Annotated in this window: 22 protein-coding genes; 10 read left to right on the forward strand and 12 right to left on the reverse strand. The window is 43.9% G+C overall.

Translation table 11 applies throughout. The features are described from left to right. Positions 1-210 precede the first annotated feature (210 nt). Positions 211-558: a hypothetical protein gene (locus C7Y69_RS21625; protein WP_185864196.1), complete on the forward strand. Its 348-nt coding sequence runs from the start codon at positions 211-213 to the stop codon at positions 556-558. 140 nt (positions 559-698) lie between these two features. On the opposite strand, the gene C7Y69_RS21955 is transcribed toward C7Y69_RS21625, so the two are convergent. The 5 genes from C7Y69_RS21955 to C7Y69_RS17990 all read right to left on the reverse strand — a co-directional run bounded on the left by C7Y69_RS21955 (position 699) and on the right by C7Y69_RS17990 (position 7,105). Then, the gene (locus tag C7Y69_RS21955) at positions 699-833 is read right to left on the reverse strand and encodes a hypothetical protein (RefSeq protein ID WP_013784521.1); all 135 of its coding nucleotides are present in this window, start codon (positions 831-833) and stop codon (positions 699-701) included. 214 nt (positions 834-1,047) lie between these two features. Continuing rightward, positions 1,048-3,681, reverse strand: coding sequence for an EAL domain-containing protein (locus C7Y69_RS17975; protein WP_126873693.1), 2,634 nt, complete (start codon positions 3,679-3,681; stop codon positions 1,048-1,050). A gap of 115 nt (positions 3,682-3,796) precedes the next feature. After that, complete coding sequence (locus C7Y69_RS17980; protein ID WP_013784523.1) at positions 3,797-4,957, reverse strand: MFS transporter; 1,161 nt, start codon at positions 4,955-4,957, stop codon at positions 3,797-3,799. Between the two features lie 598 nt (positions 4,958-5,555). Then, the gene (locus tag C7Y69_RS17985) at positions 5,556-6,089 is read right to left on the reverse strand and encodes an SRPBCC family protein (protein WP_126873694.1); all 534 of its coding nucleotides are present in this window, start codon (positions 6,087-6,089) and stop codon (positions 5,556-5,558) included. A gap of 44 nt (positions 6,090-6,133) precedes the next feature. Beyond that, the gene (locus tag C7Y69_RS17990) at positions 6,134-7,105 is read right to left on the reverse strand and encodes a nucleoside hydrolase (RefSeq protein WP_126873695.1); all 972 of its coding nucleotides are present in this window, start codon (positions 7,103-7,105) and stop codon (positions 6,134-6,136) included. Between the two features lie 222 nt (positions 7,106-7,327). On the opposite strand from C7Y69_RS17990, the gene glgC reads away from it, so the two are divergent. Next, the gene (gene glgC, locus C7Y69_RS17995; protein ID WP_013784526.1) at positions 7,328-8,602 is read left to right on the forward strand and encodes a glucose-1-phosphate adenylyltransferase; all 1,275 of its coding nucleotides are present in this window, start codon (positions 7,328-7,330) and stop codon (positions 8,600-8,602) included. A 3-nt stretch (positions 8,603-8,605) separates the two neighbouring features. Here the strand turns inward: glgC and C7Y69_RS18000 are convergent, their stop codons facing one another. Both C7Y69_RS18000 and C7Y69_RS18005 read right to left on the reverse strand, forming a co-directional pair. Then, positions 8,606-9,409 (reverse strand): alpha/beta fold hydrolase, encoded by an 804-nt coding sequence (locus tag C7Y69_RS18000; RefSeq protein ID WP_126873696.1) that lies wholly within the window; start codon positions 9,407-9,409, stop codon positions 8,606-8,608. Positions 9,410-9,531: 122 nt separating this feature from the next. Further along, complete coding sequence (locus C7Y69_RS18005) at positions 9,532-10,851, reverse strand: spinster family MFS transporter (RefSeq protein WP_126873697.1); 1,320 nt, start codon at positions 10,849-10,851, stop codon at positions 9,532-9,534. Between the two features lie 170 nt (positions 10,852-11,021). On the opposite strand from C7Y69_RS18005, the gene C7Y69_RS18010 reads away from it, so the two are divergent. Next, complete coding sequence (locus C7Y69_RS18010) at positions 11,022-11,837, forward strand: acyl-CoA thioesterase (protein WP_126873698.1); 816 nt, start codon at positions 11,022-11,024, stop codon at positions 11,835-11,837. A 99-nt stretch (positions 11,838-11,936) separates the two neighbouring features. Here the strand turns inward: C7Y69_RS18010 and C7Y69_RS18015 are convergent, their stop codons facing one another. Further along, positions 11,937-12,782: an HDOD domain-containing protein gene (locus tag C7Y69_RS18015; protein ID WP_013784530.1), complete on the reverse strand. Its 846-nt coding sequence runs from the start codon at positions 12,780-12,782 to the stop codon at positions 11,937-11,939. Between the two features lie 360 nt (positions 12,783-13,142). Here C7Y69_RS18015 and C7Y69_RS18020 point away from each other — a divergent pair, with 360 nt between their 5' ends. Continuing rightward, positions 13,143-14,522, forward strand: coding sequence for a glycosyltransferase (locus tag C7Y69_RS18020; protein WP_260563676.1), 1,380 nt, complete (start codon positions 13,143-13,145; stop codon positions 14,520-14,522). On the opposite strand, the gene C7Y69_RS18025 is transcribed toward C7Y69_RS18020, so the two are convergent. After that, positions 14,517-14,921: a SufE family protein gene (locus C7Y69_RS18025; protein ID WP_126873700.1), complete on the reverse strand. Its 405-nt coding sequence runs from the start codon at positions 14,919-14,921 to the stop codon at positions 14,517-14,519. The genes C7Y69_RS18020 and C7Y69_RS18025 overlap by 6 nt on opposite strands. Positions 14,922-14,981: 60 nt before the next feature. After that, entirely contained in the window at positions 14,982-15,386 is a 405-nt protein-coding gene (locus C7Y69_RS18030; RefSeq protein WP_126873701.1) for a DUF2750 domain-containing protein, read from the reverse strand. Between the two features lie 279 nt (positions 15,387-15,665). Between C7Y69_RS18030 and C7Y69_RS18035 the strand changes: the two genes are divergently transcribed. Genes C7Y69_RS18035 through C7Y69_RS18045 form a run of 3 tightly spaced genes read left to right on the forward strand, consistent with a single transcriptional unit; the run spans position 15,666 to position 17,936 of the window. Next, entirely contained in the window at positions 15,666-16,403 is a 738-nt protein-coding gene (locus tag C7Y69_RS18035) for a hypothetical protein (protein WP_126873702.1), read from the forward strand. 49 nt (positions 16,404-16,452) lie between these two features. Further along, the gene (gene xthA / locus C7Y69_RS18040; RefSeq protein WP_126873703.1) at positions 16,453-17,262 is read left to right on the forward strand and encodes an exodeoxyribonuclease III; all 810 of its coding nucleotides are present in this window, start codon (positions 16,453-16,455) and stop codon (positions 17,260-17,262) included. A 32-nt stretch (positions 17,263-17,294) separates the two neighbouring features. Beyond that, positions 17,295-17,936: an energy-coupling factor ABC transporter permease gene (locus C7Y69_RS18045; protein WP_126873704.1), complete on the forward strand. Its 642-nt coding sequence runs from the start codon at positions 17,295-17,297 to the stop codon at positions 17,934-17,936. Between the two features lie 422 nt (positions 17,937-18,358). Here C7Y69_RS18045 and C7Y69_RS18050 read toward each other — a convergent pair whose 3' ends face one another. After that, a complete protein-coding gene (locus C7Y69_RS18050) occupies positions 18,359-18,925 on the reverse strand; it encodes a phosphoribosyltransferase (protein ID WP_013784537.1) in 567 nt (188 codons plus the stop codon). A gap of 76 nt (positions 18,926-19,001) precedes the next feature. Further along, complete coding sequence (locus C7Y69_RS18055) at positions 19,002-20,216, reverse strand: lipoprotein-releasing ABC transporter permease subunit (protein ID WP_126873705.1); 1,215 nt, start codon at positions 20,214-20,216, stop codon at positions 19,002-19,004. 107 nt (positions 20,217-20,323) lie between these two features. On the opposite strand from C7Y69_RS18055, the gene C7Y69_RS18060 reads away from it, so the two are divergent. The 3 genes from C7Y69_RS18060 to C7Y69_RS18070 all read left to right on the forward strand — a co-directional run bounded on the left by C7Y69_RS18060 (position 20,324) and on the right by C7Y69_RS18070 (position 26,153). After that, complete coding sequence (locus C7Y69_RS18060) at positions 20,324-20,923, forward strand: PilZ domain-containing protein (RefSeq protein WP_013784539.1); 600 nt, start codon at positions 20,324-20,326, stop codon at positions 20,921-20,923. Between the two features lie 99 nt (positions 20,924-21,022). After that, a complete protein-coding gene (mfd, locus tag C7Y69_RS18065) occupies positions 21,023-24,541 on the forward strand; it encodes a transcription-repair coupling factor (RefSeq protein WP_126873706.1) in 3,519 nt (1,172 codons plus the stop codon). A gap of 1 nt (position 24,542) precedes the next feature. Further along, positions 24,543-26,153: a CsiV family protein gene (locus C7Y69_RS18070; protein WP_126873707.1), complete on the forward strand. Its 1,611-nt coding sequence runs from the start codon at positions 24,543-24,545 to the stop codon at positions 26,151-26,153. The last annotated feature ends 9 nt before the right edge of the window (positions 26,154-26,162 follow it).

Genomic DNA, 26,162 nt, shown 5'->3' on the forward strand with positions numbered 1-26,162 from the left:
TGATTTTGGTTGACCACGTCAAGGGCAGCTAATAAAGAGGATGAGTGTACAGGACGATTTTGGGAAGGAAGGTTTAAATCCCAAGCTTTATTAAATGAAAGCGCCCTACTTTCCTGTATGGCTTACGTGGACTTAAATCCGGTTAGAGCTAATATAGCGACAACGCCTGAAAATTCTAGGTACACCAGTATTCACTCACGAATACAGGCAATGAAGTGCAATTCGAATACTTCTGAATTACTACCGTTCACAGGAGAGTGTGAACAACACGACTCCAAACTATTATCCGTTGGCCTACCCGACTACCTTGAACTCGTCGATACAATGGGAAGAATCATTCGTGACGACAAACCAGGTTACATAAATAGCAATTACGCCCCGATATTGTCTAGATTAGGGATAAAACAGATGCATTGGCAGACGCTTACCACTAGCTTCGAAAAGTTATTTAGTTATGCGGCTGGGTGTGAAGTTACAATGAGAAAGTTTAAGCAAAATACCAATAGGCAGCGAGTAAGGGGAATAAAGAACGCAAAATTGCTTTCCCACGCAAGTTAGTTACTGTCTTCTGTTCGTAAATATGAGCTAAATTGATAAAAGTCTCCCTTTTTGACTCTCCAACCCATTAACGTTAAAGGTTAATTTGTAGCCCTACCTTAGTGGTAACACTACGTCCTTACTAACCTTTTTTAAACTGTCTAAATAAGCACATCACATCCATAAATAATCGCCGAGTCAAATACTTGGGCCTTTTTAAACTTCTGCTCGGCTAATAAAACTAACGAGACACCCACTGTATTTCCTTGAGCAGGAATGAGATTAAAAACCTTCATTAGGGTGGATGTCCTCATATCTTTTATATTTTCACCACAAATCCTAGTTAAATGTAAACTTGGGTGTCTTCGTAAAATTAAGTAGTCTTATAAGCTAAGGTTTCCCTGATAACCTTCTTAAGATGGGTGTCCTGTTAGCTCTCTGATAGCGTTATTAAGTTGGGTGTCTTGATAACTCTCTTGATAACTCTTATAACGTCTGAGAATTCTTAATCTAAGCAGGTTCTCGATTACCACTTAATGCCAACCAAGACTCATTAGCTTTCCAGGTCGTTAGCCATTGTGAAACTTGATTAGCTGGCATAGGCTTAGCAATGCCATAACCTTGCGCTAACACACATCCCAAGCGGATCAGCGCAACGCCGTGTTCAACTGACTCTACGCCTTCCGCAATCACTTCTCGTTTAAATGCTTTTGCTAATCCCACAACACCTTCAACAATCGCTAAGTCATCGGTGTCATCTAACATGTCTCGTACAAAGCTTTGGTCAATTTTGATTAAGTAAGCTGGCAAACGTTTAAGGTAAGTAAGTGATGAGTAACCAGTACCAAAGTCATCTAAAGCAAAGCTAACCCCTAAATCGTGACACGCATTCATTGTTGATGATACTTGAAAGGTATCTTGAAGCGCGCTGGTTTCCAAAATTTCCAGCTCTAAATAGCCTGGGTCTACGTCGGGGTGCGCCGCTAAAAGTGTTTGTAACCGAGAAGTAAAGTTGTCTTGCTGCAGTTGATGTGCACTAATATTCACACTTACGGGCAATGAAATACCGCGTCTCTGCCAATGCGAAATTTGTGTTAAAGCCGCATCAATAACCCACTCTCCTACTTTCAAGCTGATACCATGTCCTTCAATAACTGGCAAAAATTCGAGCGGTGGAATCAAGCCGCTTTCAGGGTGCTCCCAGCGGAGCAAAGCTTCTACACCAATCACTTCACCAGAGCGCATATTCACCTTAGGTTGGTAGTGTAAGACAAACTCTTTGCGATCCAACGCAACCCGAACATTATCAATGCTCTTGTTATAGGAATTAATCGCGTTATCTTGCTCTAAATCGAACTGATGATATCGGTTTTTCCCCCCCTGCTTTGCAACATACATGGCTTGGTCTGCGTGGCGTATCAACTGATCCGCATCTACGTTATCTTGAGGGAAAACAGTCACGCCAATACTGGCCGACACTTGCATAACCGCCTCAGCAATATTGACGGGGGCCGAGGCAGATTTAAGAAGTCGATTTAGAACATGCTCACAGTCACTAAACTCATCCAAATTAGCCATAATAATAATGAATTCGTCACCGCCAATACGTGCAATGGTATCTCCTGCTCTTAAGCTAGCTTTTAAGCCATTGGAGACTTCAACCAAAAACTGATCACCAATGTCGTGTCCGTAATTATCATTAATCGCTTTAAAACCATCTAAATCCATAAATGCGACGGCCAGTGAATTTTGTTGTAGCTGACTGTGCTTAATGGCTTGATTAAGTCGCTTGGCAAGCAAGACTCTGTTAGGTAAGTTGGTCAGCAGATCATAATGCGCTATTCGTTCTAACTTACCTTCATTGAACTTAATTTCGGATATGTCGGTTGAGAGTGATACATAATGTTGCACCTGCCCTTCCGCGTCTTTGACCGCACTTATTGTAACCATCTCAGGATAAACTTCACCATCCTTACGACAGTTCCAAATCTCACCTCTCCAGTGCCCATCGGTGTTCAGCGTATTCCACATGTTTTTATAAAACTGCGCGCTGTGTCGTCCAGACTGAAGAATTCTAGGGTTCTTCCCTAGCACTTCCGATTTGCTGTAACCGGTGATTCGGCACAACGTATCGTTCACTTCAATAATAGTCGCCGAGGCGTCGGTTATAATAATGCCTTCGTTCGCATGAGTGAAAACGCTGGCAGCACGCTTTAGTGTCTCTTCAGACCGATTCTTTTCGATAGCGATACTCGCTAAACTTGCAGTTTGCTCAATTAGCGCAAGATCAGTATCCGAGGGATTATTAATACTAGAGTGATAAATAGCAAAAGTACCGAGCACAGCGCCTTGCGTAGAACGAATTGGTTCAGACCAACAAGCCCCTAAATTAGCGCGTTCAGCTAACGCTTTGAAATTTTCCCAGTAAGGGTGTGTTTGAATATCTGCCACGATGACACGTTCGTTAGTAAACGCCGCTGTACCACAAGAACCCACGCCCATACCTATCTCTACACCATCAATAGCATCGGTATAAAATTTAGGAAGACTAGTTCCAGTTCCGTTGCGCAGATGCCCCCCTGAATCCTCAAGGATCAAGATGCTGCACATCATTTCTGGGTTATTAAGCTCGACCACGCTGACAATGGCGTCTAGCACCTTTTTTAGAGGTTCTCCGCTGGTAATGAGTTCTAATACCTCGCTACGCGTTGTTTCTCTTAACTCGTTCTGCCTGCGTTTAGTAACGTCTCGGATAACACCAACAATAAATCGTCTATTATTGCGGTCGATAAATCGGCTCAGTTTAGCAAGTACTACCCGTGCCTGGTTGCCCTTACCTTGCAGGGCTTGCTCTATGACTTTATCTTCTCCGGTATCTAAAACATACTGATCGCTGTGCGCTAACTTCACCCATTCTTGTGGGTAAATTTTATTTGAGAAGGTTTTTCCAATGAGTTTTTTTCGAGAAACGTTTACAAGCTCACAAAAGGCGTTGTTAGCAACTAAAAGTTTACCCTCCCCGTCTTTTATAAATACAGGGTCAGCTGATATATCCAAAAACGCATTAAGATAACCCTCTAATTCCTCGGGATCTTTTACTGGCAATGCTGCCGGACCATTGTTTTCTTGCTGTTTATAAGACATATGTGAAACCAAACTTGATTACTAAAGCCACGTTCGCCCAATATCGACTGATATATAAATTGGGTTTCAGAAATGCAATCACGGTAATTTGCACGGCGTTCGACCTCCTATTCCCTTATTTTTCCCTTGGTAACATAAGCGTAGTACAAATCGCCATAGTGAGCATTGCTACCATAATGTACACCACTGAAAAGTCGATAAAAGACGATAAAATCGCGTACAATCCACCAAAGCCAAGTAAAATAAGGCCTATAGCTGTATTTGAAAAACCGACTAATTCAGTCCTGTCTTGTCCATCTTTAATATCTAAACTGTAAGTTTTGCGCCCTGTTCGCACACCCGCATGAGCAATAGAAAGAATAAAAAACAACCCTGCAGACATCCACAAATTTTCAGGCTCCATAGCAAGTAAGCCAACACAGGCAATTATTGCCAAGGCACCTGACAATTGAAGGGTGAATCGAGCGCTTTTATCTGCAATTTTTCCCCAAAGAAAAGAAGAAAGCATAGAAGCTAAGGCTTGTGCAGCAAGATAAAACGGGAGCAAAGATTTAGCGCTTTGTGAACTTTCCAGCATAAAGTATGGCGCCACTAGCGCAGAGTGGACGAACAACCCCCTCACAAAAACGAACCGATATACCGTGTTGTCAAAACGCCAATTAAACAAAGACTTATTTTTAGATTCTTCTATTTCAACATGGGTTTTTATTGAAAACATTAAAAATAGCGTGACACAAAATGCAAGCGCTGATGACCCTAGCAAAATATAAAGTGAATAGCCTTCAAGCTCTTTTTCAAAATACACCAAAGGTACTGCGGCGCACAACGTCATCACACCAGACGCCGTGGAAGCTAACCCTACTAACTTCCCCCGTTCCCCTTTTTGACTGACATCGGCTTCCATGTCTTTTACGGTAAGTGAGCTTGCAGAGCGGCCTAAACTAAGAAATACAAGCGAAGCGAGTATAATTAGCCCAGCCACAAAACCTTCGGTGACAAGCGCGGCAGCTAACATGGTACATATGGCCGATACCTGTACAACCATACCCAATCGCCAAACGTGGTGTCTAGCGCTTTTCCTGCGTAAATACATACCAATTAGGGCTTGGGGTAATAGTGCGCCAGATTCGCGAATTGGCACCAACCACATCACCATCCAGCCAGGAGCCCCTAAAGAGATTAATAGTGCGGGTAATGTAGTTTTTGCAGACGCCAGTAAATCGGCCAATTTATTAAAAGCTAGGCCTACAATTAGACGACGTTTATTTCCCAGCATGTCCTTTCCTAAGGTAATTTCACGAAATCACAAATGCGACTACTCAGCAAGCGTACCAAAATCAATTTTAGCATTACTTAAAGAACTTTATACTAAAAACCCTTGATACTTGATCATGCTGCGTTTATGGGCACTATATCGTACTAACACACTGAACAATCTTAACAATTAGGCCAATTTAGAAATATAAGCTTATCGAGACACCCATCATAAACTGACTGACCCACTAATTTTTTCAAGTACGATCGCGCGGGTTCCATCAGAGTTTTATATCATATTTTAAACACTATCATGGGTGTCTCATTAACGCTTTTAAGACGACCAAAGCATGGGTGTCTCGTTAACGCTTTTAAGACGACCAAAGCATGGGTGTCTTCATAACGATGTATTGTTTCTAAACGTGGGTGTCTCGATAACGCCATCTCTATAACGCCAATAACACCAGCTAGCAGCACGAGAAAATCCATTTGAATTTCTACCGCCAAAAATGAAAAAAGCCGAGTTCGCTTTGGAAAATATCCATATAAGCGAACTCGGCTTAGTCTGTAGTGAAAACCATTTGGCGCTTTTGCGCTAAGGTAAAAGCTAGACTAAATTACTACCCTTTATTTTCTACAACCGTTTTCAAATTTTCTAATCCCATTTCGAAATCTGGGCCAATCATGCCATCCATCATAAATACGAAGTAGCGGCTGATAATATTGTTGCCTACGTCGCCGGAGTCAACCCACGTCACTTTGGTAGCCTCACCTGCGGGCGATATTACCAATGAACCTGTCGAACCCATTTCCCATTCAGGAAAAGCCAATGAGTAAACTACCTTTTTATTGTGTTCTAAATCGGTAATTTTCATCTCCCCATTGCCTTCAGTCACGCTTGTCCAAGATGACATCATTCCAATAGCTCTATCTGGTCCAGAGTAATCGATTTCCATACTAGGGTCCCGTTGAAACCAAACGCCCCAGTTTTGCCATGCCCGTAAATCGACAACATCGGGATAAATTTCTTCAGGTTGTGCATTAATCAAAATGCTTCTTTCAACTGTGTATTGCTTTGGCAGGAACAGCCCAACCACAACTACCACAGCAATCAGTAAGCCCACACCTAAAACTATCTTCTTTAAAACTGCCATCTAAAACTCCATGATAATCACATAGGATTAGAAATATATAACAATTATTTAACAAATGGCACTGATGATTGACTAAATTCTCCGCTTAAATAATGAATTACCATTTCGCGGACATAATCAGCATCAACACTTGCCACCCAAGAGATTGAGCTCCCCGATTTGCCGCAGAGGTAAGTATGTCCCGCATTCGGCGTGGTTGTGCTCACTGCAACTTGACCGGTTTCAATACGTAACTTGTCTTCTGGCAACGCTAAGATACAAGTAGAAAGAATATCCCATAAAAAATACGTAAATTCATAAGACGGAATAGACGTTACCGTAGACGCCCAGAATTGACCAGATAGGTCTGATACTGGCGTATTTTTTACCGCAAGTTGCTGCAAGAAATCCCAACTAACTGGCAAATCGTTGGTGGCATCTAAAGGCACCAATAGCAAATTTACACCACTATCTACCAATGCTTTAGTCGCCTTAGGATCCCAATATGCATTCCACTCTGCTGAACCGTCATGATCATGCATAGCCACATTACCTTTAACCTTCACCGCACCTCCCATCCACACTACCTTTTGTACGTTATCTACCAGGTCTGGACTTTGGGTCAGCGCGGCGGCTAAATTGGTTGCAGGGCCAGTCATTAACACGGTGACAGGCTCAGCAGCATGAGCTAATGCATCTTGCATCCATTCATGAGCGGCCTTGGTTTCTACTTTCACTTCATCATGAGACGTACGCAACATCAAAGGTGTAGCATGGCACATTTTAGGCTGAGCCCGCCATTCAGGCGGAAACGGATTTGGGCCGGCTAACTGCCCTACACTCACGGGAATATGAGTGTTCCCTGTCAATGTTAAAATTTTACGAGTGCTAAGCAAAGCATCATCAGGATAACAATCGGCCGGCGTAATGGTGACACCCACCACATAAATATTAGGCAAACGCAGCAAAAGTATTAACGATAATAAATCGTCAATACCACCATCGTGGTCAAAAATAACTGGGGTAGTAGAAGACATAAAAAATCCCTTAAGAAAAAAATAACGTTTTTTTTACATAGTTCAGTAAAACGCCGTGGCTTTATATTTATTCTTGTGTAATATGAAGTTAGGTTATCATAAAACCTAATTTTCAAGGGCAATATTCTACTTACTACGCCCTAGTGCAATCGGTATGAATTACGGTTTTTACACATTCATCGACACCGCAAAATTGTGTCTTAAAAAATGGAGAACGAGGACATGGCAGATCAGAGTCCACGCTATATTAGTAATCTGACTCGTGATACCTACGCATTGATTCTGGCCGGCGGCCGAGGGTCACGTTTGCATGAGCTAACAACATGGCGTGCAAAACCTGCTCTCTATTTCGGTGGTAAATTTAGAATTATCGACTTTCCCCTTTCCAATTGTATCAACTCAGGTATTAGGCGAGTTGGTGTAGTTACCCAATACAAATCACACTCCTTGATAAGGCACTTAGTGCGCGGTTGGGGGCACTTCAAGAAGGAACTTGGCGAGTCGGTAGAAATTCTACCCGCTTCTCAACGATTTTCAGATAGCTGGTACGAAGGTACCGCCGACGCAGTATTCCAAAATATCGACATTATTCGAGACGAACTCCCCAAGTACGTAATGATTTTATCTGGCGACCATATCTATCGCATGGATTACGGTACTATGCTAGCTCGTCATGTTGAAAGTGGCGCAAAAATGACCGTGTCATGTATGTCAGTGCCTATCGAAGAAGCTGCCGGTTCATTTGGTGTTATGTCCGTTGACGAAAACTTCCGTATTAATGGTTTTGCAGAAAAACCTGAGCATCCGGCTCCCCTACCTGGCGATGATACCCGCTGCCTAGCATCAATGGGCAACTATGTTTTCGATACTGAGTTTCTTTTCGAACAATTACGAAGAGACGCTGAAACCTCTGGCTCACAGCGTGATTTTGGTAAAGATATTATTCCGTCGATTATCAAAGATCATCCCGTGTATGCGTTTGAATTTGAAAGCACCGGCGGTGGCGATGCCTATTGGCGCGATGTAGGTACCATTGATTCATTTTGGGAAGCCAATATGGAAATGGTTGCGCCGGTTCCACAGCTTAATTTGTACGATCAGAAGTGGCCTATCTGGACCTACCAAGAACAATTACCGCCTGCAAAATTTGTGTGGGAAGATCACGACAGACGCGGTGAAGCGATTAATTCGGTTGTGTCTGGCGGCTGTATCATTTCTGGTTCAACCCTTCGCGGCACAATTTGCTTCTCTAACGTAAGAGTGCACTCGTACGGGCTTATAGAAGATGCGGTAATTTTACCTGATGTAGAAATCATGCGTCATTGTAAGCTAAGAAAAGTACTGCTAGATAGAGGCTGTGTTATTCCAGAGGGCACCGTTATCGGCTACAACCATGACGATGATAGAGCTCGAGGGTTCCGTGTTTCAGAAAAAGGCGTGGTGTTAGTTACAAGAGAAATGCTAGGCCAACCTGTTGGCGGCCTATCTCCTAACTAAAAGCTAGTTATTCCATTTTGAAATAGTGGTTGAAATAAGTTCGGCCACTGCTTCAGGATGTTCTAGCGGAAACATATGCCCACCTTTAAATTCAGTATGGTCAATGTTGTTATGCTGAATTAACCTTTCGTACATAGCCGGCCTACACACGGCACCATCTTTAGCCGTTACCAGCAATGCCGGGCACTTCAATTTACCTTTATACTTACCTAAATTGTGCGGTACATTTCGAAATAGCGACGCTTCTACCTCGGCTTTAAATGTTAGCGATGTCATCTCACCTTTAGTGTGGGTTACATGCTTTACATAATCACGAATACACCGCTTATCCATATTACGAAACAATGCTTTTCCTTGAAAATACGCTTCCATATCAATATGAGATGGCCATTGCGTATTTCGAGTTTCAGCTAGCTTTGCTGGGGTTAATTTATTAATTAACGGCGTCCTCTTTGCAAAGCGAAAAAAGTAACTCATGGGCCCCATCACTAACGGAGGGTCAAGCATGATAAGCCCTCGGAACAAGCTGGGCTCCTCGCAGGCTGCCATGTATGAAATCACCGCACCAAAAGAATTCCCTACCGCATAAACACCTCTACTGTCGGTGTTTTCGGCTTTTACGTATTTAATAAGCTCATTAACTTGATTGCGCCAATTCGCATTTACTGGCAATTGAGGATCGTGACCAAACCGGTCGACATGAAGACGATGAAAGTGCTCAGGTAATGAAGAAAAAAGCGCGTTATAACTACCTGCAGGAAATCCATTTGCATGGGCAAAGTGAAAACTTATATCGGTTTTCGACAATGAAATACTCCTTCACGAAAAGCGGTACCAAAGCTATACGTAGCGATAGCAAAGCGGGAAAAGTAAGGGCTGGTAAACCAGCCCTTAATTAAAACAACATGTTAATTATGAAGAAGATAGTACTACAGCCCTCTCGACTCTGCCATCTCCCAATCTTTAACAATTTTAGTACTGGTCCATAAGAACACGATAATAGAAAGCGCATAAGGCACAATCAAATACAGTAAAGATTGACGAAGAGCTTCAACTTCACCCAACGACGGCACTAACGCTTGGCTTATAATACCGGTAATCGTTGGACCACCGCCCAATGCAATTATGTTCAATACAAAGAAAAACAATGCAGTAGACATAGCACGAACATTAATAGGTGCAAGAGTTTGCGCCATGGCAAAGCTTGGGCCTAAATAGGAACCACTAGTGAAGAGTAAGAACGTCATTAACCCTACTGACAACCATAAGTCGTTAACTTGAAGGGAAAAATACAACGCTGGGACACCAATAATTAGCGCAATAGCAGGTAACAACGCATACGCTTTCTTATTTTGTTTACCCCACCTATCGGCAATATAACCACCCAGCCACACGCCTAACGCATAAGCAGAGCCATTGATAATACCGAACGCAATGAGCAACTGCGTTATATCTAGCCCTGCAAAGGCACGTACATAATAATCGATGATCCATGTTGAAATGGCGTAGTTGCCGAACGAGCCAAAGGAAATACCTAACGCCATTCCCCACCACGTCGGAATCTTCAACAACGTTTTGAGTGAAGCTGAAACACTGGGCTTTTCAGCGTCATCCGTTTGTACTGACTCGGTGCGTTTTGGCTCTTTCACCGTAAACTTCAGCAAGAGCGCTAGTATTACGCCCGGTAACCCCACACTAATCATTACCGTACGCCAGTCAGCTGAACCGCCTTGTAAGAAAAATGCAGAAGCAAAGAATGCCAACATCACGCCAAACGGAATACCCAAGGAGTACACCGCCAATGCGCCAGCACGTTTTTCTTTAGGAAATAGGTCGGAAATAATACTGTGTGAAGGTGGGCTCCCCCCTGCTTCACCAATGCCCACACCAATTCTAGCCAGCGCCAGTTGGGTGTAGTTCATGGCAAGCCCAGAAGCAGCGGTAAACCCACTCCATAGGGTGAGCGAGATAGCAATGATATTCACGCGACTATAGCGATCGGCAAGCCACGCAATAGGAATGCCCACCACGGTATAAAGAATGGCGAAATATACCCCCTTCAACAAGCCTAACTGCGCGTCATCTAAACCCAAATCAGCTTTAATGAATGGAGAAAGAATGCCTATGATCTGTCTATCAATAAAATTAAATGCATAAACCAGCGTTAGTATCACTAACACATAATTTCTGTAGGCGCGGGACGTATCCGCTTTCTCTACTGGTGCCGTTTGAACCTGACTATGGGCCATATCATTCCCTTTAAATTCAATGAAAACTCAGTCTACGCGCCAGGTTAAAAGATTGACAACTTATTGTTACTTATTTGTAAATATAAAAAGGAATGTTAGCCTAGGCTTTCTGTTAGCTTGAGCTTAAGGTAGGATATCAGCACCCTTACTCATCAGACCAGACAAACACCATGACGGTAGACGAGCTTTTAACGCTTTCTTCATTAGAAGCACTTTCTGAAAATCAATGGAAAGTAGATAACCTCATCATTCCCAGTAATTGGGCGCAAGGGCGTACAGCATTCGGTGGTATTTCAGCAGGCATGGCGTACAGCGCTATTCGTCAAAAAGTCAGTGAAGAACGCGTACTGCGTTCATTTACCACTAACTTTGTAGGTCCACTTTCGCCGGATACGCCATTTTCAATTGAAGTAACTTTATTGCGTGAGGGCAAAAACGTATCTCAATATACCGCTCATGCAAAGCAAAATGGTAAAAGCTGCGTGTTCGTGCAAGCCTGCTTTGGTATTGGCAGAAAATCGGGCATTAAAGTAGAAAACCAAGACACCCATGACATGCCTACGCCCACCAAAGGCAAGTTCATCCCGCAAATTCCAAAGGTCACCCCTAAGTTTTTGCGTCATTTCGATTTAGCCATCGATAAGGGAGGCATTCCCTTCACCCGCAAAAAGACCAGCGTTTACCACGGGCACATGCGTTTTAAAAAGCCACCGGCGAAGATCACAGATGCACACATCATTACCATGATTGATGCTTGGCCGCCCACGCTGTTACAAATGATGAAGTTGCCTGCTCCAGCAAGTACCGTTAGTTGGAATTTGGAATTTATCCACCCGCATAAGCAGGTAGACCCTACAGACTGGTTTGCTTACCAAGCGCATACCCGTCAGGCAGAAGATGGCTATGGGCATACTGAAGCCACTATTTGGGATAAAGACAACGAAGTTGTTGCCATAAGCCGCCAGACCGTGGCAATTTTTGATTAGTTAGAACGTAATTTTTGAACGAGATGCTTGTCTAGAAAGGCATTAATAGTAGATAGTAAAAAGGGGCGTACTGCATAAATGCAGTACGCCCCTTTTTCGTTAATAAAGCATAAACGCGTTAGGGTTGAACAGGGAAATAACTGAAATACACTGCAAGTTGGTAATATCCAATGCATCTTCTAAATCGTCGCGATTAAGCGATAGGCTCTCGTGCAATTCGGGTTTTAAGTTATTGTAGCTAGGATAAATTTCTGAATTCACGTTATCTAAAGCCAAAACGTATGACAACTGCAAGATTTGCTCTTCCACATCAGAAGTGGTGTTTTTGTCGCCGTGTATATTTGCAATAGGCTTATAGATTGTTTCAGGGATACCCCACTCTTTGATGATCCCCGCAGACACGTTCGTAAATGTGTAGCCCAAAACACCAGCCTGTAATTCAGCAGGACTAACTCTTGCGTTGAACGCCTGACAACGTTTCGCGCTATCTGGCAACATGTCTACGACGACCAGCTCACCAATATTATGCAGTAAGCCCGCAACAAATAAGCGTTCCGGCTCTCTGATATTTCGCATTTCAGCAAAATACTTTGCTAACAGACCGCAAGAGACACTTTGCTCCCAAAATTTATCTAAGTCGATAACTTGGCCATCTATTTCTTTGAACGCTTGGCTAACACCAAATGCAAGTGCTAGATCGTACGTAGAGCGCGTACCCACTACTTGTAGCGCTTTAGTAATAGTATCTATTTTATTTGGAAAACGGTACAAGGCCGAATTCGCCACTCTTAATAGCTGTGTTGCTAACGAAGGGTCAAAAGAGATGATGTCTGCAATATCGTCAATATTAGATGCTCCATCATCCATGCACGCTTTTAAACGCGTTACCGAGTCGGGCAGCACAAACAACGTACTCGCGTTACTGATAATATCTTGTAGGGTCATTTAGGTGTACGCTCCTGATATAACCTACTCTATTTAGAAGAGGGTATCTCGCAATCAAGTCTTAAAATAAAACGGTAACTATAAAACATGATTAGCTTTTTCACTACTAGCTACATTATAGCGCGATTATTTAGCCTAGCTAATTAGAATTCATTATCTTTCGTATAGTATGCGATAAATTACATTACATTTTATTCAGTCCCAATAGGGGTTCCCCCTTAAAAGCAGAAGGTTTTAAGCACTTTTATTCGCGATAGAGTTTCATTTTCTTTATTTCCTGCTGTGCTACTATTTCGCGCTTTACACATTTAAGCACAGGTAATCATGTTACAAGGCATGTCAGAAGGAATGTCAGAAGGAATGTCACAAGGCATAATGCAGGTTGTAGTCATTGGCTACGTGTGGCCTGAACCCAATTCCTCCGCCGCTGGTCAAAATATGCTGGCCTTAATTAATCAGTTTCTAAGCTACGGCCATAACGTTACTTTTATGACCGCGGCAACAGACAGTATTCATAAAACTGACCTAGATAATATAGGTGTAAGTAGTGAAGCAGTTGCACTTAATTGCAGCAGCTTTAATGAACGAATTGAGAAACTGTCGCCTAACGTGGTTATTTTCGACAGATATATGACCGAAGAGCAATTTTCTTGGCGAGTAAAAGACGCCTGTCCTTCTGCCATTCGCATTTTAAACACCGAAGACCTGCACAGTTTGCGACAAGCTAGGCACGATGCCGTTAAAGCACACGATAATGCACTGCGGGCATCCAAAGAAACTGCATCCTCTCCTATTGTGGCGCACATTGCCAACGCCGCGAAAGAAGCTGACTACAATACGCCTTTAGCTCAGCGGGAAATTGCTGCTATTTTACGCTGCGACCTTACGTTGGTCATTTCTCGTACCGAGTACGCACTGCTTACCGATTATTACCACGTTCCCGCAAAACAGCTTTATTACCATCCGCTTAACCTCGCGACAGTAACTGACAAGGCACCAGATTTTCAAAAACGCACCGACATAGTCACTATTGGCAATTTTCGACATGCGCCAAATTGGGATGCCGTCTTGCAGCTAAAGCAAACCGTTTGGCCTGCTATTAGAAAGGTGCTCCCTCAAGCAAATTTACATATTTATGGGGCCTACCCACCTAAAAAGGCAACGCAATTACATAGCCCCAAAACTGGATTTTACGTAGATGGCTGGGCTGAAAATGCACACGATGTGATTGCTAACGCTAAACTTCTTATAGCGCCGCTGCGCTTTGGTGCAGGTATTAAAGGCAAAATACTAGAAGCCATGCAATGTGGTACCCCTACCCTTACAACCTGGGTTGGCGCTGAAGGTATTGCTGAAAGTATTGCTGAAGAAATGTCCCCCATAACGCCATTGGCGGCAAGTTCTTCGTTGAAGAGTACAGAAGCAACAGAGAATAGTGCTACGCAGCCTGCATGGGGAGGCGCAATTTGCGATACCCCAGAAGACTTCGCGAAACACGCCGCTAGGTTTTATAACAGCGAAGAGAGTTGGTCGTCAGCAAGTAAGTTAGGGTTAGCCTTGTATCACGCTTTTGAAAATGACAAAGAGAGTGAAACCTTGGCAGAACGAGTTGCCATTATAGCTTCAGATGTAAATGCCCATCGCAAGACCTTGTTTTTACAAGGGCTGCTATGGCATCAAACCTTGAATGCGAGTAAATACATGTCGCAGTGGATTGAAGCTAAAAACCAAAACTTATAGCGTATTTAAGCGGCGCAATACACTTAAAATACCATTGCCTCTAGATTGGCTTAAATGGCGCTGCAAATTACACGCGTTCATGTATTGCTCAAAATCGTACGCCTTTCTTTGTTCATCTGAAAGGCTATTTGCTTTTTCTAGTAGTACCGCCAGTACGCCTCGAATAATCTTACTGGGTGAATAGGCGGCAATAACAAGGTCGCCCGAGGGCTGTGAAGGTGTGCACGCTACCCACACTTTACTTTCACAACCCGGTACCAATGAGTCTTCAGTGCGTGCCGACTCAGGTAAAGTCAACAACTGCTTGCCAGCCAGCATTATGGCGCGAGTGGCGCCATCCCAGCCTTTTGCCGTAGCCACGGTTTGCCCCAAAGGCAACAATTGGGTAGATTCTGTCATCGTTATGAGGTTACAGCGTGGTTGTTCATATCAACGTTTTCAGAAAACTGAGCCCAACAGCTAGGCACTAGCATCTGCACTAAATTCTGCGCTTAACTCTTCTGCCGTCATCACTAAATTTTCAGCATCGGCAGAGGTAGGAAACATAACCAATTCCACCCCATTTTTAGTTAAACCAGGTAACCACGTTTCGGTAAACTCATCAAATGGCACTGCCACACACGTACCTGTAATTTGATTCTCGTCCAACCACGCCTGCGCTAAGTTATTGTGAGGAAAAACGGGTAGTCGAGTGATTTCGTTGTCTTCCAGCATGACAAAGCCTTCTGTACCTTGGATTAGCCAAATTTCTTTCGCTTTGGGTACGTAGCTGATCACTAGCATTTGTCGGTCTTCAGCAGACAAATTTTTAGCTTGCGCTAGCACAGTATCATTCAGGGTGGCTGTTACAGTATCTGGAAACACAAAAATTACCTTATATTTAAGAGGCGCCGATAAGAGGCGCTAAGTATACCCTTTGCAGGCTTCTCCGCCAAATAGCAAAGCCTCTTTAATCTTGTAAATTCAAGTTGAAAACATTCCCTACGGCTAATATTATTACGAGCAGTTTTGTGTAGTGTTGCCTAAGTCTTAAGCTGAGGGTTCAAAACGCACTCCACATGCTTCTTGTATGTTAGCAATCTGCATTTCATGGTAGTACATTACATCTGCCTTTCTTTCAAAAAACGCAAAGCTTAAAACTTCATGCAGAACTTATTTAGCGACCTAAAAGCAAAAACTTACAACAAACATGACGAGCTAGAACAAAGCACGCCTTTTGCGCTTTTTCATAATATGGTGGGGTGTAACGACAGTGAAGCTCATGAAGCTCACCGGGGAAATTACCTTAATGTGCTTTGCGTTATGCGAGAATTCCACCAACGTTGCACGTTAGTCATTAACGATGCGACTGAGAAATACCCTACCCTTCAGGCTTTAGCAAATCAGTTTGAAACCCAAGCAGTGATAACGGCGCTTGATAACGACTTAGCAGAGCTAAATTCATTCAGCGCCCAGTGTACTAGTGAATTACAAAGCGTTGACTTACCTAATTTTCAAACACTGCTTTCGGCTACTATTTCAGCGATGTATGTGTGGCTAGGATCATCGATGGGCGCCAATATTATTAGCCGTAGGCTTGAAAAGTCAGACTACGGTTTCCCTACGCATTACTATCAATCCATGGCAAAACAGGCCAAAGCTTGGCCCGAATTTAAGCAAGAAGTAGTACGGTTACTACCCCTAATAATTGAAGGGGCGGATGTTGCGAGCCAGGCAGGAAGCCAGGTTGATAGACAGGTTGATAGACAGGTTGAGAGTCGGGTTGAGAGCCAAAACAGTGAAACGTTAAGCGTTGCTATTATTAATGATGCCAACCTTTGGTTTGATCATCTTATTTTGCTAGGAAAAAGTACAAATTTGCCACCACAAACATTAAGTTAAACCCAGCATTCTGTTAATATTCATTAATTCGTTTTTTTAAGAAGTTCTTATGAAAGTAATCTCATTTAATATCAATGGCATTCGCGCCCGCCTTCACCAACTTCAAGCATTAATAGATGCACATCAGCCTGACATTATTGGCCTACAGGAAATAAAAGTTCATAACGAACAGTTTCCTGTTGAAGCAGTTGAAGCGATGGGTTATCACGTTTATTTTCATGGTCAAAAGAGTCACTACGGTGTGGCTTTTTTAGCGAAAAAAGAGCCTGAATCTGTGCTTATGGGTTTCCCTACTGATGAAGAAGATGCGCAGCGTCGCATGATCATATTGAAAACCACTGACAACGACGGCCAGCCAGTAACCGTATTAAATGGTTACTTCCCACAAGGCGAAAACGAAAAGCACGAAACTAAATACCCAGCAAAACGTAAGTTCTATAAAGATCTAATGACTTATCTAGACACCCACCATACTCCTGATGAAAATGTCATTGTGATGGGCGATGTGAACATCTCACATACCGATTCAGATATTGGCATTGGCGAAGAGAATAAAAAACGTTGGTTGCGTACGGGCAAATGTAGCTTTTTACCCGAAGAAAGAGTGTGGTTGAACACATTGATGGATTGGGGTTTTGAAGACAGCTTTAGAACCTTGAACCCTGACACTACCGACAGGTATTCGTGGTTCGATTATCGTTCAAAAGGTTTTAATGATAATCGTGGTCTTCGTATTGATCTTATTCTGGCTACCCCTTCTATGCACAAACGATTGAGTGATGCCGGAATAGACTATGAACTTCGCGGCATTGAAAAGCCGTCAGATCATGCGCCTATTTGGGCTACTTACAGTAAATAAGAAATCGACAGTAGATAAATAACGGAGAGTACGTGACAACGCTACAGTGGCTTGGCCTAGCTTTATATTGTTTAACCCTAGTTGGCGTTATTAAACAAATTTCTGTTGTAGGCCTAATGGGTGATAAACACCAACAGCACCTGTTGTTTGGTAGCGCTGCCGCGTTGTTCGCTTTTTGGATCTTCAAAGTGGGAATTTTTGAAGGGCTAGACGTACATTTTGTAGGTTTGAGTGTGGTCACACTTATGCTCGGGTTTCGTTACGCCATTCTGGCCGGCACCCTCGCGTTATTAGGTGCTACCGCCGCTGGTTTTGCACAGTGGCACACCATAGGTGTAAATGGCGTATTAGGGATTATGCTGCCTGTCGCGGTAACCTACTTGGTATATTTAGTGTCTTTTCACCATTTACCCCGCCAGCTGTTCGTTTATATTTTTGTGTGCGCTTTCTTTCCAGGCGCACTCAGCATTGCTCTTAAAACCGGCGCACTTGCGGGTTATTACTTCATTGAAGGCACTTATACGTGGGATGTTATTTACGATAATTTTGTACTTCTCATTCCACTTTTAGTCTTTCCAGAAGCCTTACTCAACGGAATGGCCATCACCTTACTTGTTATCTATCAACCCACTTGGGTTTACACCTTCCACGATAAGTTTTATTTCGATAACTAAACAAGACACCCACCATTTGCACTCTACTAAATTACATGGACTCCCACCTTTATACCTTGATGAATTATCTGGACACCCACCCTAATTCATAAACTCCTTACGGAGACACCCATGTTTTTTCAAAACCAGATTTATGAAGACACCCACGTTTGCAGCCTTAAATATAACCAAGAGCATCCACCTTATAGTGATAAGCATAAAGATGGGTGTCTTGATAAGAGAATGTCGAAATAACGTGGGTGTCTTGATAAGAGAATGCCGAAATAACGTGGGTGTCTTGATAAGAGAATGCCGAAATAACGTGGGTGTCTTGATAAGAGAATGCCGAAATAACGTGGGTGTCTTGATAAATCTAGGCACAAAAAAACCGCCTGATTGGCGGTTTTAATATGGGTGTCTTTGTAAAAGCTAGCGTGTTGCGCTTACTTTTTGTCGAATAAGATATCCATAACGTCGGCTAGTTCGCCTTTGCCTTCACGAATTTCTTCTTCGCTTAACCCAGCGATTTCGTGTGGGAACACTAACCACTCGTCACTTTCGTTTACGTAGTAATCAGGCACAATATCAGTTGTGTTGTTCTGAGGCTTGTACCATGGACATGCAATACGAATGTCTTTTGGCATATTCAAACGCATCAATTTGCGAATTTGCTGAATAAGCGCATCTACACTGCGGCCCGAATCGAAAACATCATCAACAATAAGTAGCTTATGTTCTGCGTCTGCGTTTTCCACCAAGTAGTGTAAACCGTGAACACGAATTTCTTTAGATTGCTTATTAATGCCATAGTAAGAAGAAGTACGCACCGCAATGTGGTCGGTAGAATAGTCTTTAAACTCAAAAAATTCTTGTACCGCTATGCCGATAGGTGCACCACCGCGCCAAATACCAATGATGAAATCGGGGCGAAACCCGTCATCATACACCTTTGCTGCTAAACGAAAGGAATCCTGAAGCAACGCTTGCGAGGTGATAAAATTCTTGTTCATGACGTCTCACTGGCCGAAATTTAAAGACCGCGATTATAGTGAATTTTGCCGCAATTTGCACGGCAATTTCACTAACTTATTCGTTTTGAAGTGCTTGCGAAGGTTGGGTTTTCATGGCACGCCTAGCAGGGTAAATACTCGCTACAATACAAAGCAACAATGAAAACAGGGTCACAAAAACTATTTGCAGCCAGTGCATATCAATCGGTAACCCCTGCCCATCTGACGACAACGCAATAGGCACATTCAGTAAACTCATGACGGGGTTTAGTAGTAAAGTAATCACCACACCAGCCACCAATCCAATACCCGCGCCTTTCACGCCATTAAACAATCCGTTTAAAACAAATACCGTCATAATGGTGATTGGTAGCATGCCTTGGGTTTGCAGTACTGCAATGTCGCCTTGTTTTTCAGACACCACCATCACTAACGATGAAACCAAATTAAACGCTGCCACGGCTATAATCAATAGCAGCATTAAGAACATCATATTCTTTTCCATTTTTACAGCATCGAACAAAGGGCCTTGGCGCTCGCGCCATGTGCGTACAGGCAAATCAGCCTCAACAATAGGCTTTAGCGTGTCTTGATACAAAAAAGCATCGTCTAAAAATAATCGAGTAGCCGTATTCTTACCCGATACATCTCGCAGTAAACGATTCACATCATCAAGCTGCATATAAATAACTTTGTCATCCATTTGCGAGCCCATATCGAATACACCCGAAATAGTGACCAACCGTTGGCTTGGCATTCTACCAAATGGTGTGTAAACACTAGCGCCAGCCACCATCACCCGAAGTTTGTCGCCAGCCCGCACATTTAATTGAATAGAAAGGGCTCGGCCAATAATAGCGTTATAGCTACCTGCCGTTAAACTTGCAAAATCGCCCTGCTGCATTTCGTGAGCAACCATGGTGTGCTGCACCATGCTGTCTGCTTGCACACCATGTAATTGTACACCACGTAAATCGGAACGAGATTGCACTACCGCTTCAGCTTCTCTAAACGGCATGCTTGCTACCACATTGGGCAAGCACATTACAAAGCTATCTTCAACAGGCGCATTAATTTCAATATGCGGCACAATACCCAAAATGCGCTGTTTTAACTGTGCTTCAAAGCCGTTCATTACTGACAGCACAATAATAAGCGCCGTTAGGCCAAGGGCAATACCGGCTACTGAAAAGCGATTGATAAAGGAAACAAAGCTATTTTGGCTAGACGACTGCGCTGGGCCAGATTTCGCATACCGATAAGCAATAAAAGCGGGAAGAGGAAAGTACATAATGCGCGCTTAGTCCAAAGGTGTGATGACGGGGCAATCTCAAAATAGTAAAGTGCGTATACTACGTGTAAGCTACTGGCCGTACAAGATAAGTGGCGGGAGATATGATGGAAAACCTAAGCCTAGAAGAAAAAAAAGCCCAGTTCGATGAGTATTTCTCTATTCAGCACAACGTTAACATTAACGTGAAGCCACTTGCTGAAAGTGAATCCGTACCTTCTGAAGCGGGTTTAGAGCAAGCCATGCCCTATGCATTTCGCGTAGCGAGCGAAATGGCCAGCATTGAAGCTCAAGCACTTCGCCCGTTGCGCCATTTAAGCGACCATGCTGAATCGTTGGCGGAATACTTAAACCACCAAGCTCGTAAAATAGATTTGATGATGTCATTTATTTTGCACCAGCAAGATGAACCAGATCATCGTTTTAGCACAATAAAGCTCGGTGGCGGGGGCGTAATTATTAAAAGCTCAACCGCCATGAACATCGGCAGCCAAGCTGAACTCAAATTATTTCTTGATACTGAAGCGGCCGCTATATTTTGCTACGGGGAAGTTATTACTTGCGAGAACGTCGAGGATGACTACCATATAGCTTTTGTTTTCAATAGCATCCGAGAGCAAGATCAAGAATTACTTGTTCGAGCCAGCTTGCATTTGCAAACGCAGCAACTTAAAAAGCGCGCGCAAGACAAGGCTTCCGGAGCCTGACGCTATAATAAAAGTCAGAGAATAAAAGCCGGAAAACCAAAGCTCGAATACAAAAGCCCAGCAACACACTTAAACCGAATAAGTAGTTTATAGGACGACATGACAGCAACTCTTTTATCTTTGCCTTTGCCGACCCAGAAAAAATCCGCCTCTGTGCAAGACCACAAGCAATGGGGTCAGTTACAAGGCAGCAGCGCCGCACTGTGCATTACTCAAGCACAAGCCCAATACAATGGCCCTATTGTGCTGGTGACCGCCGACACTCCATCGGCGCTAAAACTAGAAAAAGAGCTGGCGTTCTTTATGCCTGGCGGCGCCTCTGGTGATAAAAGCGGTGAAACCAACGTACCTATTACAGTGTTCCCCGATTGGGAAACCCTGCCCTACGATTCGTTTTCGCCGCATCAAGATATTGTCTCGCAGCGCTTAGAAACCTTGTACCGCTTCACCCAGCAGGTAAATGGCATTTTCATTGTGCCAGTAAACACGTTAATGCAACGTTTGGCACCTACCGATTACCTCGCTAAGTACCTGTTGATGCTGAACAAGGGAGACACCCTTGATAGAGACCAATTCAGACGCAACTTAGAACAAGCGGGCTATTTGCACGTTAGCCAGGTGATGAGCCACAGTGAATTTTCGGTGCGCGGTAGTATTATAGATTTATTCCCCATGGGCAGCGACAAGCCATTTCGCATTGATTTGTTCGATGACGAAGTAGACTCAATTCGCTTTTTCGATACCGAAACCCAACGCTCTGGCGATGCGGTTGAAAAAATAAAGCTGCTACCAGCACGGGAATTCCCTACCGATAAAGAATCTATCACCCTTTTCCGTCAGCGCTTTTTAGAAAAGTTCAATGCCAACAACGCCTCAGAGTCGGTGTTTTCTCAAGTAACTAAAGGCACCATGCCTAGTGGTGTTGAATATTACTTGCCGTTGTTTTTTGATAAAACCGCTACCTTGTTCGATTACCTACACCCTAAAAGTGTGCTGTTGCTACACGGTGATGTTCAAGATGCTAGCGAGTTTTTCTGGGCAGACATTCAAGAGCGTTACGAACAGCACAGATACAACCCAGCAAGGCCATTGCTGCCACCTGAAGACTTATTCTTACCAATCAATACCTTGTTTGGTGAAATTAAACAGTGGCCGCGGGTAACTTTGACCAAAGACGTGATTGAAGAAAAGCCAGGCAGCTTTAACTTAGGCTGCGATAAGCTTGACGACATTGCTATTAACACCCAAAAGAAAGTACCGGCAGAACAATTAATTGCCACGGTGAACAATGCCAAAAAGCGCGGTGCCAAGGTACTGTTTTGCGCTGAAACCCAAGGCCGCCGTGAAGGGCTACTTACCGTTTTACAAAAGGCGGGTATCAAGCCTAAAGCGGCTGAATCGTTCAATACCTTTGTTAGTGCCAGCGACAACATCGGTATTACCGTGGGCATGGTTGAAAATAGCTTTAACTGGCGAAGTGACAGTGGCGAACTGCTATTTATCACCGAAACCGAGCTATTAGGTCATAAGGTAAGCCAACGCAGACGCCGAGACAAACGCTCCGCCACTGACGAAAGTGCCATTATTCGTAACTTGGCCGAGCTAACCACCGGCCAGCCCGTGGTACATTTAGATCATGGTGTAGGCCGTTATATTGGCATGCAAACTCTTGATGCTGGCGGTGTAACCACCGAATACTTATGCATTGAATACGCCAAACAAGCTAAGCTGTATGTGCCTGTAGCGTCGTTACACTTTATTTCTCGTTATACCGGCGGCGATGCCGATCATGCACCGCTTAACTCGTTAGGCTCTGATGCATGGAGCAAAGCAAAACAAAAAGCGGCTGAAAAAGTACGCGACGTTGCCGCAGAACTGCTTGATGTATACGCCCGACGCGCCGCTAAACCCGGCTTTGCGTACAACATTGAATGGGACGAATATCAAAAGTTCGCCGACAGCTTCCCGTTTGAAGAAACGCCAGACCAAGCCCAAGCCATTGCTGCCGTTATTCACGACATGGGCAGCCCGCACGCAATGGATAGACTGGTATGTGGCGACGTAGGCTTCGGTAAAACAGAAGTGGCCATGCGCGCAGCATTTTTAGCTGCAAACCAAGGCAAACAAGTCGCTATTTTGGTGCCCACCACCCTACTTGCCCAACAGCATCACGAAAACTTTAAAGATCGCTTTGCCGCATGGCCGTTTGAAATTGAAGTGATGAGCCGCTTTATTAGCGCCAAGGGCCAGAAAGAAACCATGCAGCGCCTTAGCGAAGGCAAAGTAGACATTGTAGTAGGTACGCACAAGCTATTGTCGAACGATATTAAATTCAAAGATTTAGGCTTGCTGATCATCGATGAAGAGCACCGTTTCGGGGTTCGCCAAAAAGAGAAGCTAAAATCGCTGCGTGCCGACGTAGATATTCTTACCCTTACCGCTACGCCAATTCCTCGAACGTTGAATATGGCCATGTCGGGCATGCGTGATTTATCGATAATCGCCACTGCGCCAGCAAGACGCTTATCGATTAAAACCTTTGTGCAGCAACGTAACAAGGCCACTATTCGCGAAGCGATAATGCGGGAAATTTTACGTGGTGGGCAGGTTTATTTCCTTCATAACGAAGTAGATACCATTGCCAGAACCGCTGAAGAAATTGCCGAAATTGTACCTGAAGCACGAATTGCCATGGGCCACGGCCAAATGCGCGAACGTGAACTAGAAGGTGTGATGAGCGACTTCTACCACCAGCGCTACAACGTGTTGGTATGTACCACCATCATTGAAACCGGCATTGATGTGCCAAGCGCCAATACCATTATTATGGACAGAGCCGATCATTTAGGCCTTGCCCAATTGCACCAATTGCGTGGCCGTGTGGGTCGTTCACACCACCAGGCTTACGCGTACTTGCTTACTCCGCACCCTAAACGCATGACCAAAGATGCGGCGAAGCGATTAGACGCCATATCGAAATTGGAAGACTTGGGTGCAGGCTTTGCGCTAGCCACCCACGACCTTGAAATTCGTGGTGCAGGTGAATTATTAGGCGACGACCAATCTGGGCAAATTGCCAGCATAGGTTTCAGCCTTTACATGGACATGCTAGATAGAGCGGTTACATCGCTGAAAGAAGGTAAAGAACCTTCGCTAGACGATGCCATGGCAGGGCACACCGAAGTAGAGCTTCGCATTCCTGCCCTACTGCCAGATGACTATATTGCCGATGTAAACACCAGGCTTTCGCTATACAAGCGTTTAGCCAGCTGTAAAAACCAAGACGACATAGACGAATTCCAAGTAGAATGTATCGACCGCTTTGGTTTATTACCAGAACCGGCGAAAAACTTAGTAGAAGTAGCGGAAATAAAAATAAAAGCAGAAGCCATAGGCGTGCTTAAAGTAGACTTGTCATCACAAGGCGGTACCATAGAGTTTACAGATACCACCAAGGTTGACCCTGGCTATATTATTAAGCTGGTACAAACCAAGCCAAATACCTTCAAATTTGAAGGCAGCCAGAAACTACGATTAGTAAAACAGACTGATACTGCAAAAGCGCGTATTGCGTTTATTAGCGATATCATTGCCGACCTTGCAAAGGAGTCGCGATAACATGAGGTTTTTTCGTTGGAGCCCACTACTTGCTGTATTGGCTTCTACCCCGTTGTTGGCAAATGACGACTGGTGGTTCGATGTTGAAGTTATTGTTTTTGAAAGAAAGGTGGCAATGTCTGCCCTTGAAGAACAGTTCGATTTAGCTGATTCATTAGCCGTTCCGGCTACCGATGCCGATGTAATAGGCGCGGTTATTACCCCCGACATTAGCATGCTAAAGCAAGGCATTGCGGTTTGTGGTGAAACCAATGCGCTTGAGTGGCCAGAATTCGATTATTTTGCCAGCGCCTCAAGTGAAACGGATGCGCAAGCAACAAACCAGGCATCGAAAGTAATATCTAAAGAAGCCGATTCATATCAACTTCAGTCTACTCAAACTAATTTTGCTAATGAGCTAGGTTCCCCTTCATTAGTGGGCACCCAAGCTTCAACCGACACGTTATCAAATGACGATTTATCAGATAACGGCTTATCGGCAGAAGAAATAGCCGGCTATTGGACTGAGTTTCTAGGTTTAGATGAAACAGAAACCGTTACGGTACCTAACCAGCGGTATTGCGTAGTGCAAAAGCCTTGGTTGAGCTATTACGACAGTAAATGGCATATTCATCGACCAGACAACCGCTTACCAGCACCTAAAGAGCTGCCCATTACCCCTGAAGGTAGCGATTGGCCATACGCTAGCCATGCCCATTTATTAACGAAGAACGCACAAGAAATGGCGTCGTTATCGCGCCAAATTAGACAAAACCGCGATCTCACTCGCTTATTACATGTTACTTGGCGTCAGCCTGTAAAATTCGGTAAAGATAAAGCTTTCAACGTTCGCCTTTTTGCTGGCAACAACTTTTCAGATGAGTTTGACCAAGACGGCGTTCAGCGCCCGCCGCAGCCACCACTACGCTTTGGCAACACTGCGTCAATCTCTGGCAGTTCTGGTTCAAACAGCTTTGATGAAAACAGCTCTGGTTCAAACAGCTCTGGTTCCAGCAGCTTCGATGAAAACAGCTATCAAAATTTAGAAGATAAAATCCAAAGTCTAGACGTTACAACCAGTGGCACCAGTAGCGTTAGTGCTACTGGCGAGTTAAATGAAAACCAAGGTAACAGCCAGCCATTTGGGCTGAATGCCACCAGCACTGAAACTATAACAAGCGACTTCTTTTACGATTTAGATGCGCGGCTTGCTAGTCCAGCACCCATCTTATTTAAAGATTTACTAGCGTTAGATAACGCCGATGTTATCGACGACGCTGACGAAAGTAATATAAGCGCAGCATTTCGTGCGCCTATTTGGAAAGTAGACGGCAACATGAAAGTATTTTTGAAATACATAAACCGTGTGCCTTATTTGCATATCGATAGCGAGCTTTTCTATCGCCAACCTATTCCTGTTAAAGGGCAAGCGGCAGCCAGCTCATCAAGCTCTATGAGTAGCAAAAGCAGCAATGTTTCCGCCAGCGCTACGCCAGAATATCAATTGGTATCACTACCCTTTAGCGAACAGCGCCGGGTAATCAGCAACCAGCTTCATTACTTTGATCACCCCTTATTTGGCATGGTGGTTCAAATTCGTCGTTACAAACGCCCAAGCGCACCTGAAGAGTAAGAACAAGGA

Origin of the sequence: Alteromonas sp. KS69, from assembly GCF_003989595.1 — a bacterium.
Classification (GTDB): domain Bacteria; phylum Pseudomonadota; class Gammaproteobacteria; order Enterobacterales; family Alteromonadaceae; genus Alteromonas; species Alteromonas naphthalenivorans.

Bases quoted from the DNA above. Each gene is read 5' to 3' on its own strand.
- C7Y69_RS21625 (WP_185864196.1), top strand. From the start codon at position 211: ATGAAGTGCAATTCGAATACTTCTGAATTACTACCGTTCACAGGAGAG.
- C7Y69_RS21955 (WP_013784521.1), bottom strand. From the start codon at position 833: ATGAAGGTTTTTAATCTCATTCCTGCTCAAGGAAATACAGTGGGTGTC.
- C7Y69_RS17975 (WP_126873693.1), bottom strand. From the start codon at position 3,681: ATGTCTTATAAACAGCAAGAAAACAATGGTCCGGCAGCATTGCCAGTA.
- C7Y69_RS17980 (WP_013784523.1), bottom strand. From the start codon at position 4,957: ATGCTGGGAAATAAACGTCGTCTAATTGTAGGCCTAGCTTTTAATAAA.
- C7Y69_RS17985 (WP_126873694.1), bottom strand. From the start codon at position 6,089: ATGGCAGTTTTAAAGAAGATAGTTTTAGGTGTGGGCTTACTGATTGCT.
- C7Y69_RS17990 (WP_126873695.1), bottom strand. From the start codon at position 7,105: ATGTCTTCTACTACCCCAGTTATTTTTGACCACGATGGTGGTATTGAC.
- glgC (WP_013784526.1), top strand. From the start codon at position 7,328: ATGGCAGATCAGAGTCCACGCTATATTAGTAATCTGACTCGTGATACC.
- C7Y69_RS18005 (WP_126873697.1), bottom strand. From the start codon at position 10,851: ATGGCCCATAGTCAGGTTCAAACGGCACCAGTAGAGAAAGCGGATACG.
- C7Y69_RS18010 (WP_126873698.1), top strand. From the start codon at position 11,022: ATGACGGTAGACGAGCTTTTAACGCTTTCTTCATTAGAAGCACTTTCT.
- C7Y69_RS18015 (WP_013784530.1), bottom strand. From the start codon at position 12,782: ATGACCCTACAAGATATTATCAGTAACGCGAGTACGTTGTTTGTGCTG.
- C7Y69_RS18020 (WP_260563676.1), top strand. From the start codon at position 13,143: ATGTCACAAGGCATAATGCAGGTTGTAGTCATTGGCTACGTGTGGCCT.
- C7Y69_RS18025 (WP_126873700.1), bottom strand. From the start codon at position 14,921: ATGACAGAATCTACCCAATTGTTGCCTTTGGGGCAAACCGTGGCTACG.
- C7Y69_RS18035 (WP_126873702.1), top strand. From the start codon at position 15,666: ATGCAGAACTTATTTAGCGACCTAAAAGCAAAAACTTACAACAAACAT.
- xthA (WP_126873703.1), top strand. From the start codon at position 16,453: ATGAAAGTAATCTCATTTAATATCAATGGCATTCGCGCCCGCCTTCAC.
- C7Y69_RS18050 (WP_013784537.1), bottom strand. From the start codon at position 18,925: ATGAACAAGAATTTTATCACCTCGCAAGCGTTGCTTCAGGATTCCTTT.
- C7Y69_RS18055 (WP_126873705.1), bottom strand. From the start codon at position 20,216: ATGTACTTTCCTCTTCCCGCTTTTATTGCTTATCGGTATGCGAAATCT.
- C7Y69_RS18060 (WP_013784539.1), top strand. From the start codon at position 20,324: ATGGAAAACCTAAGCCTAGAAGAAAAAAAAGCCCAGTTCGATGAGTAT.
- mfd (WP_126873706.1), top strand. From the start codon at position 21,023: ATGACAGCAACTCTTTTATCTTTGCCTTTGCCGACCCAGAAAAAATCC.
- C7Y69_RS18070 (WP_126873707.1), top strand. From the start codon at position 24,543: ATGAGGTTTTTTCGTTGGAGCCCACTACTTGCTGTATTGGCTTCTACC.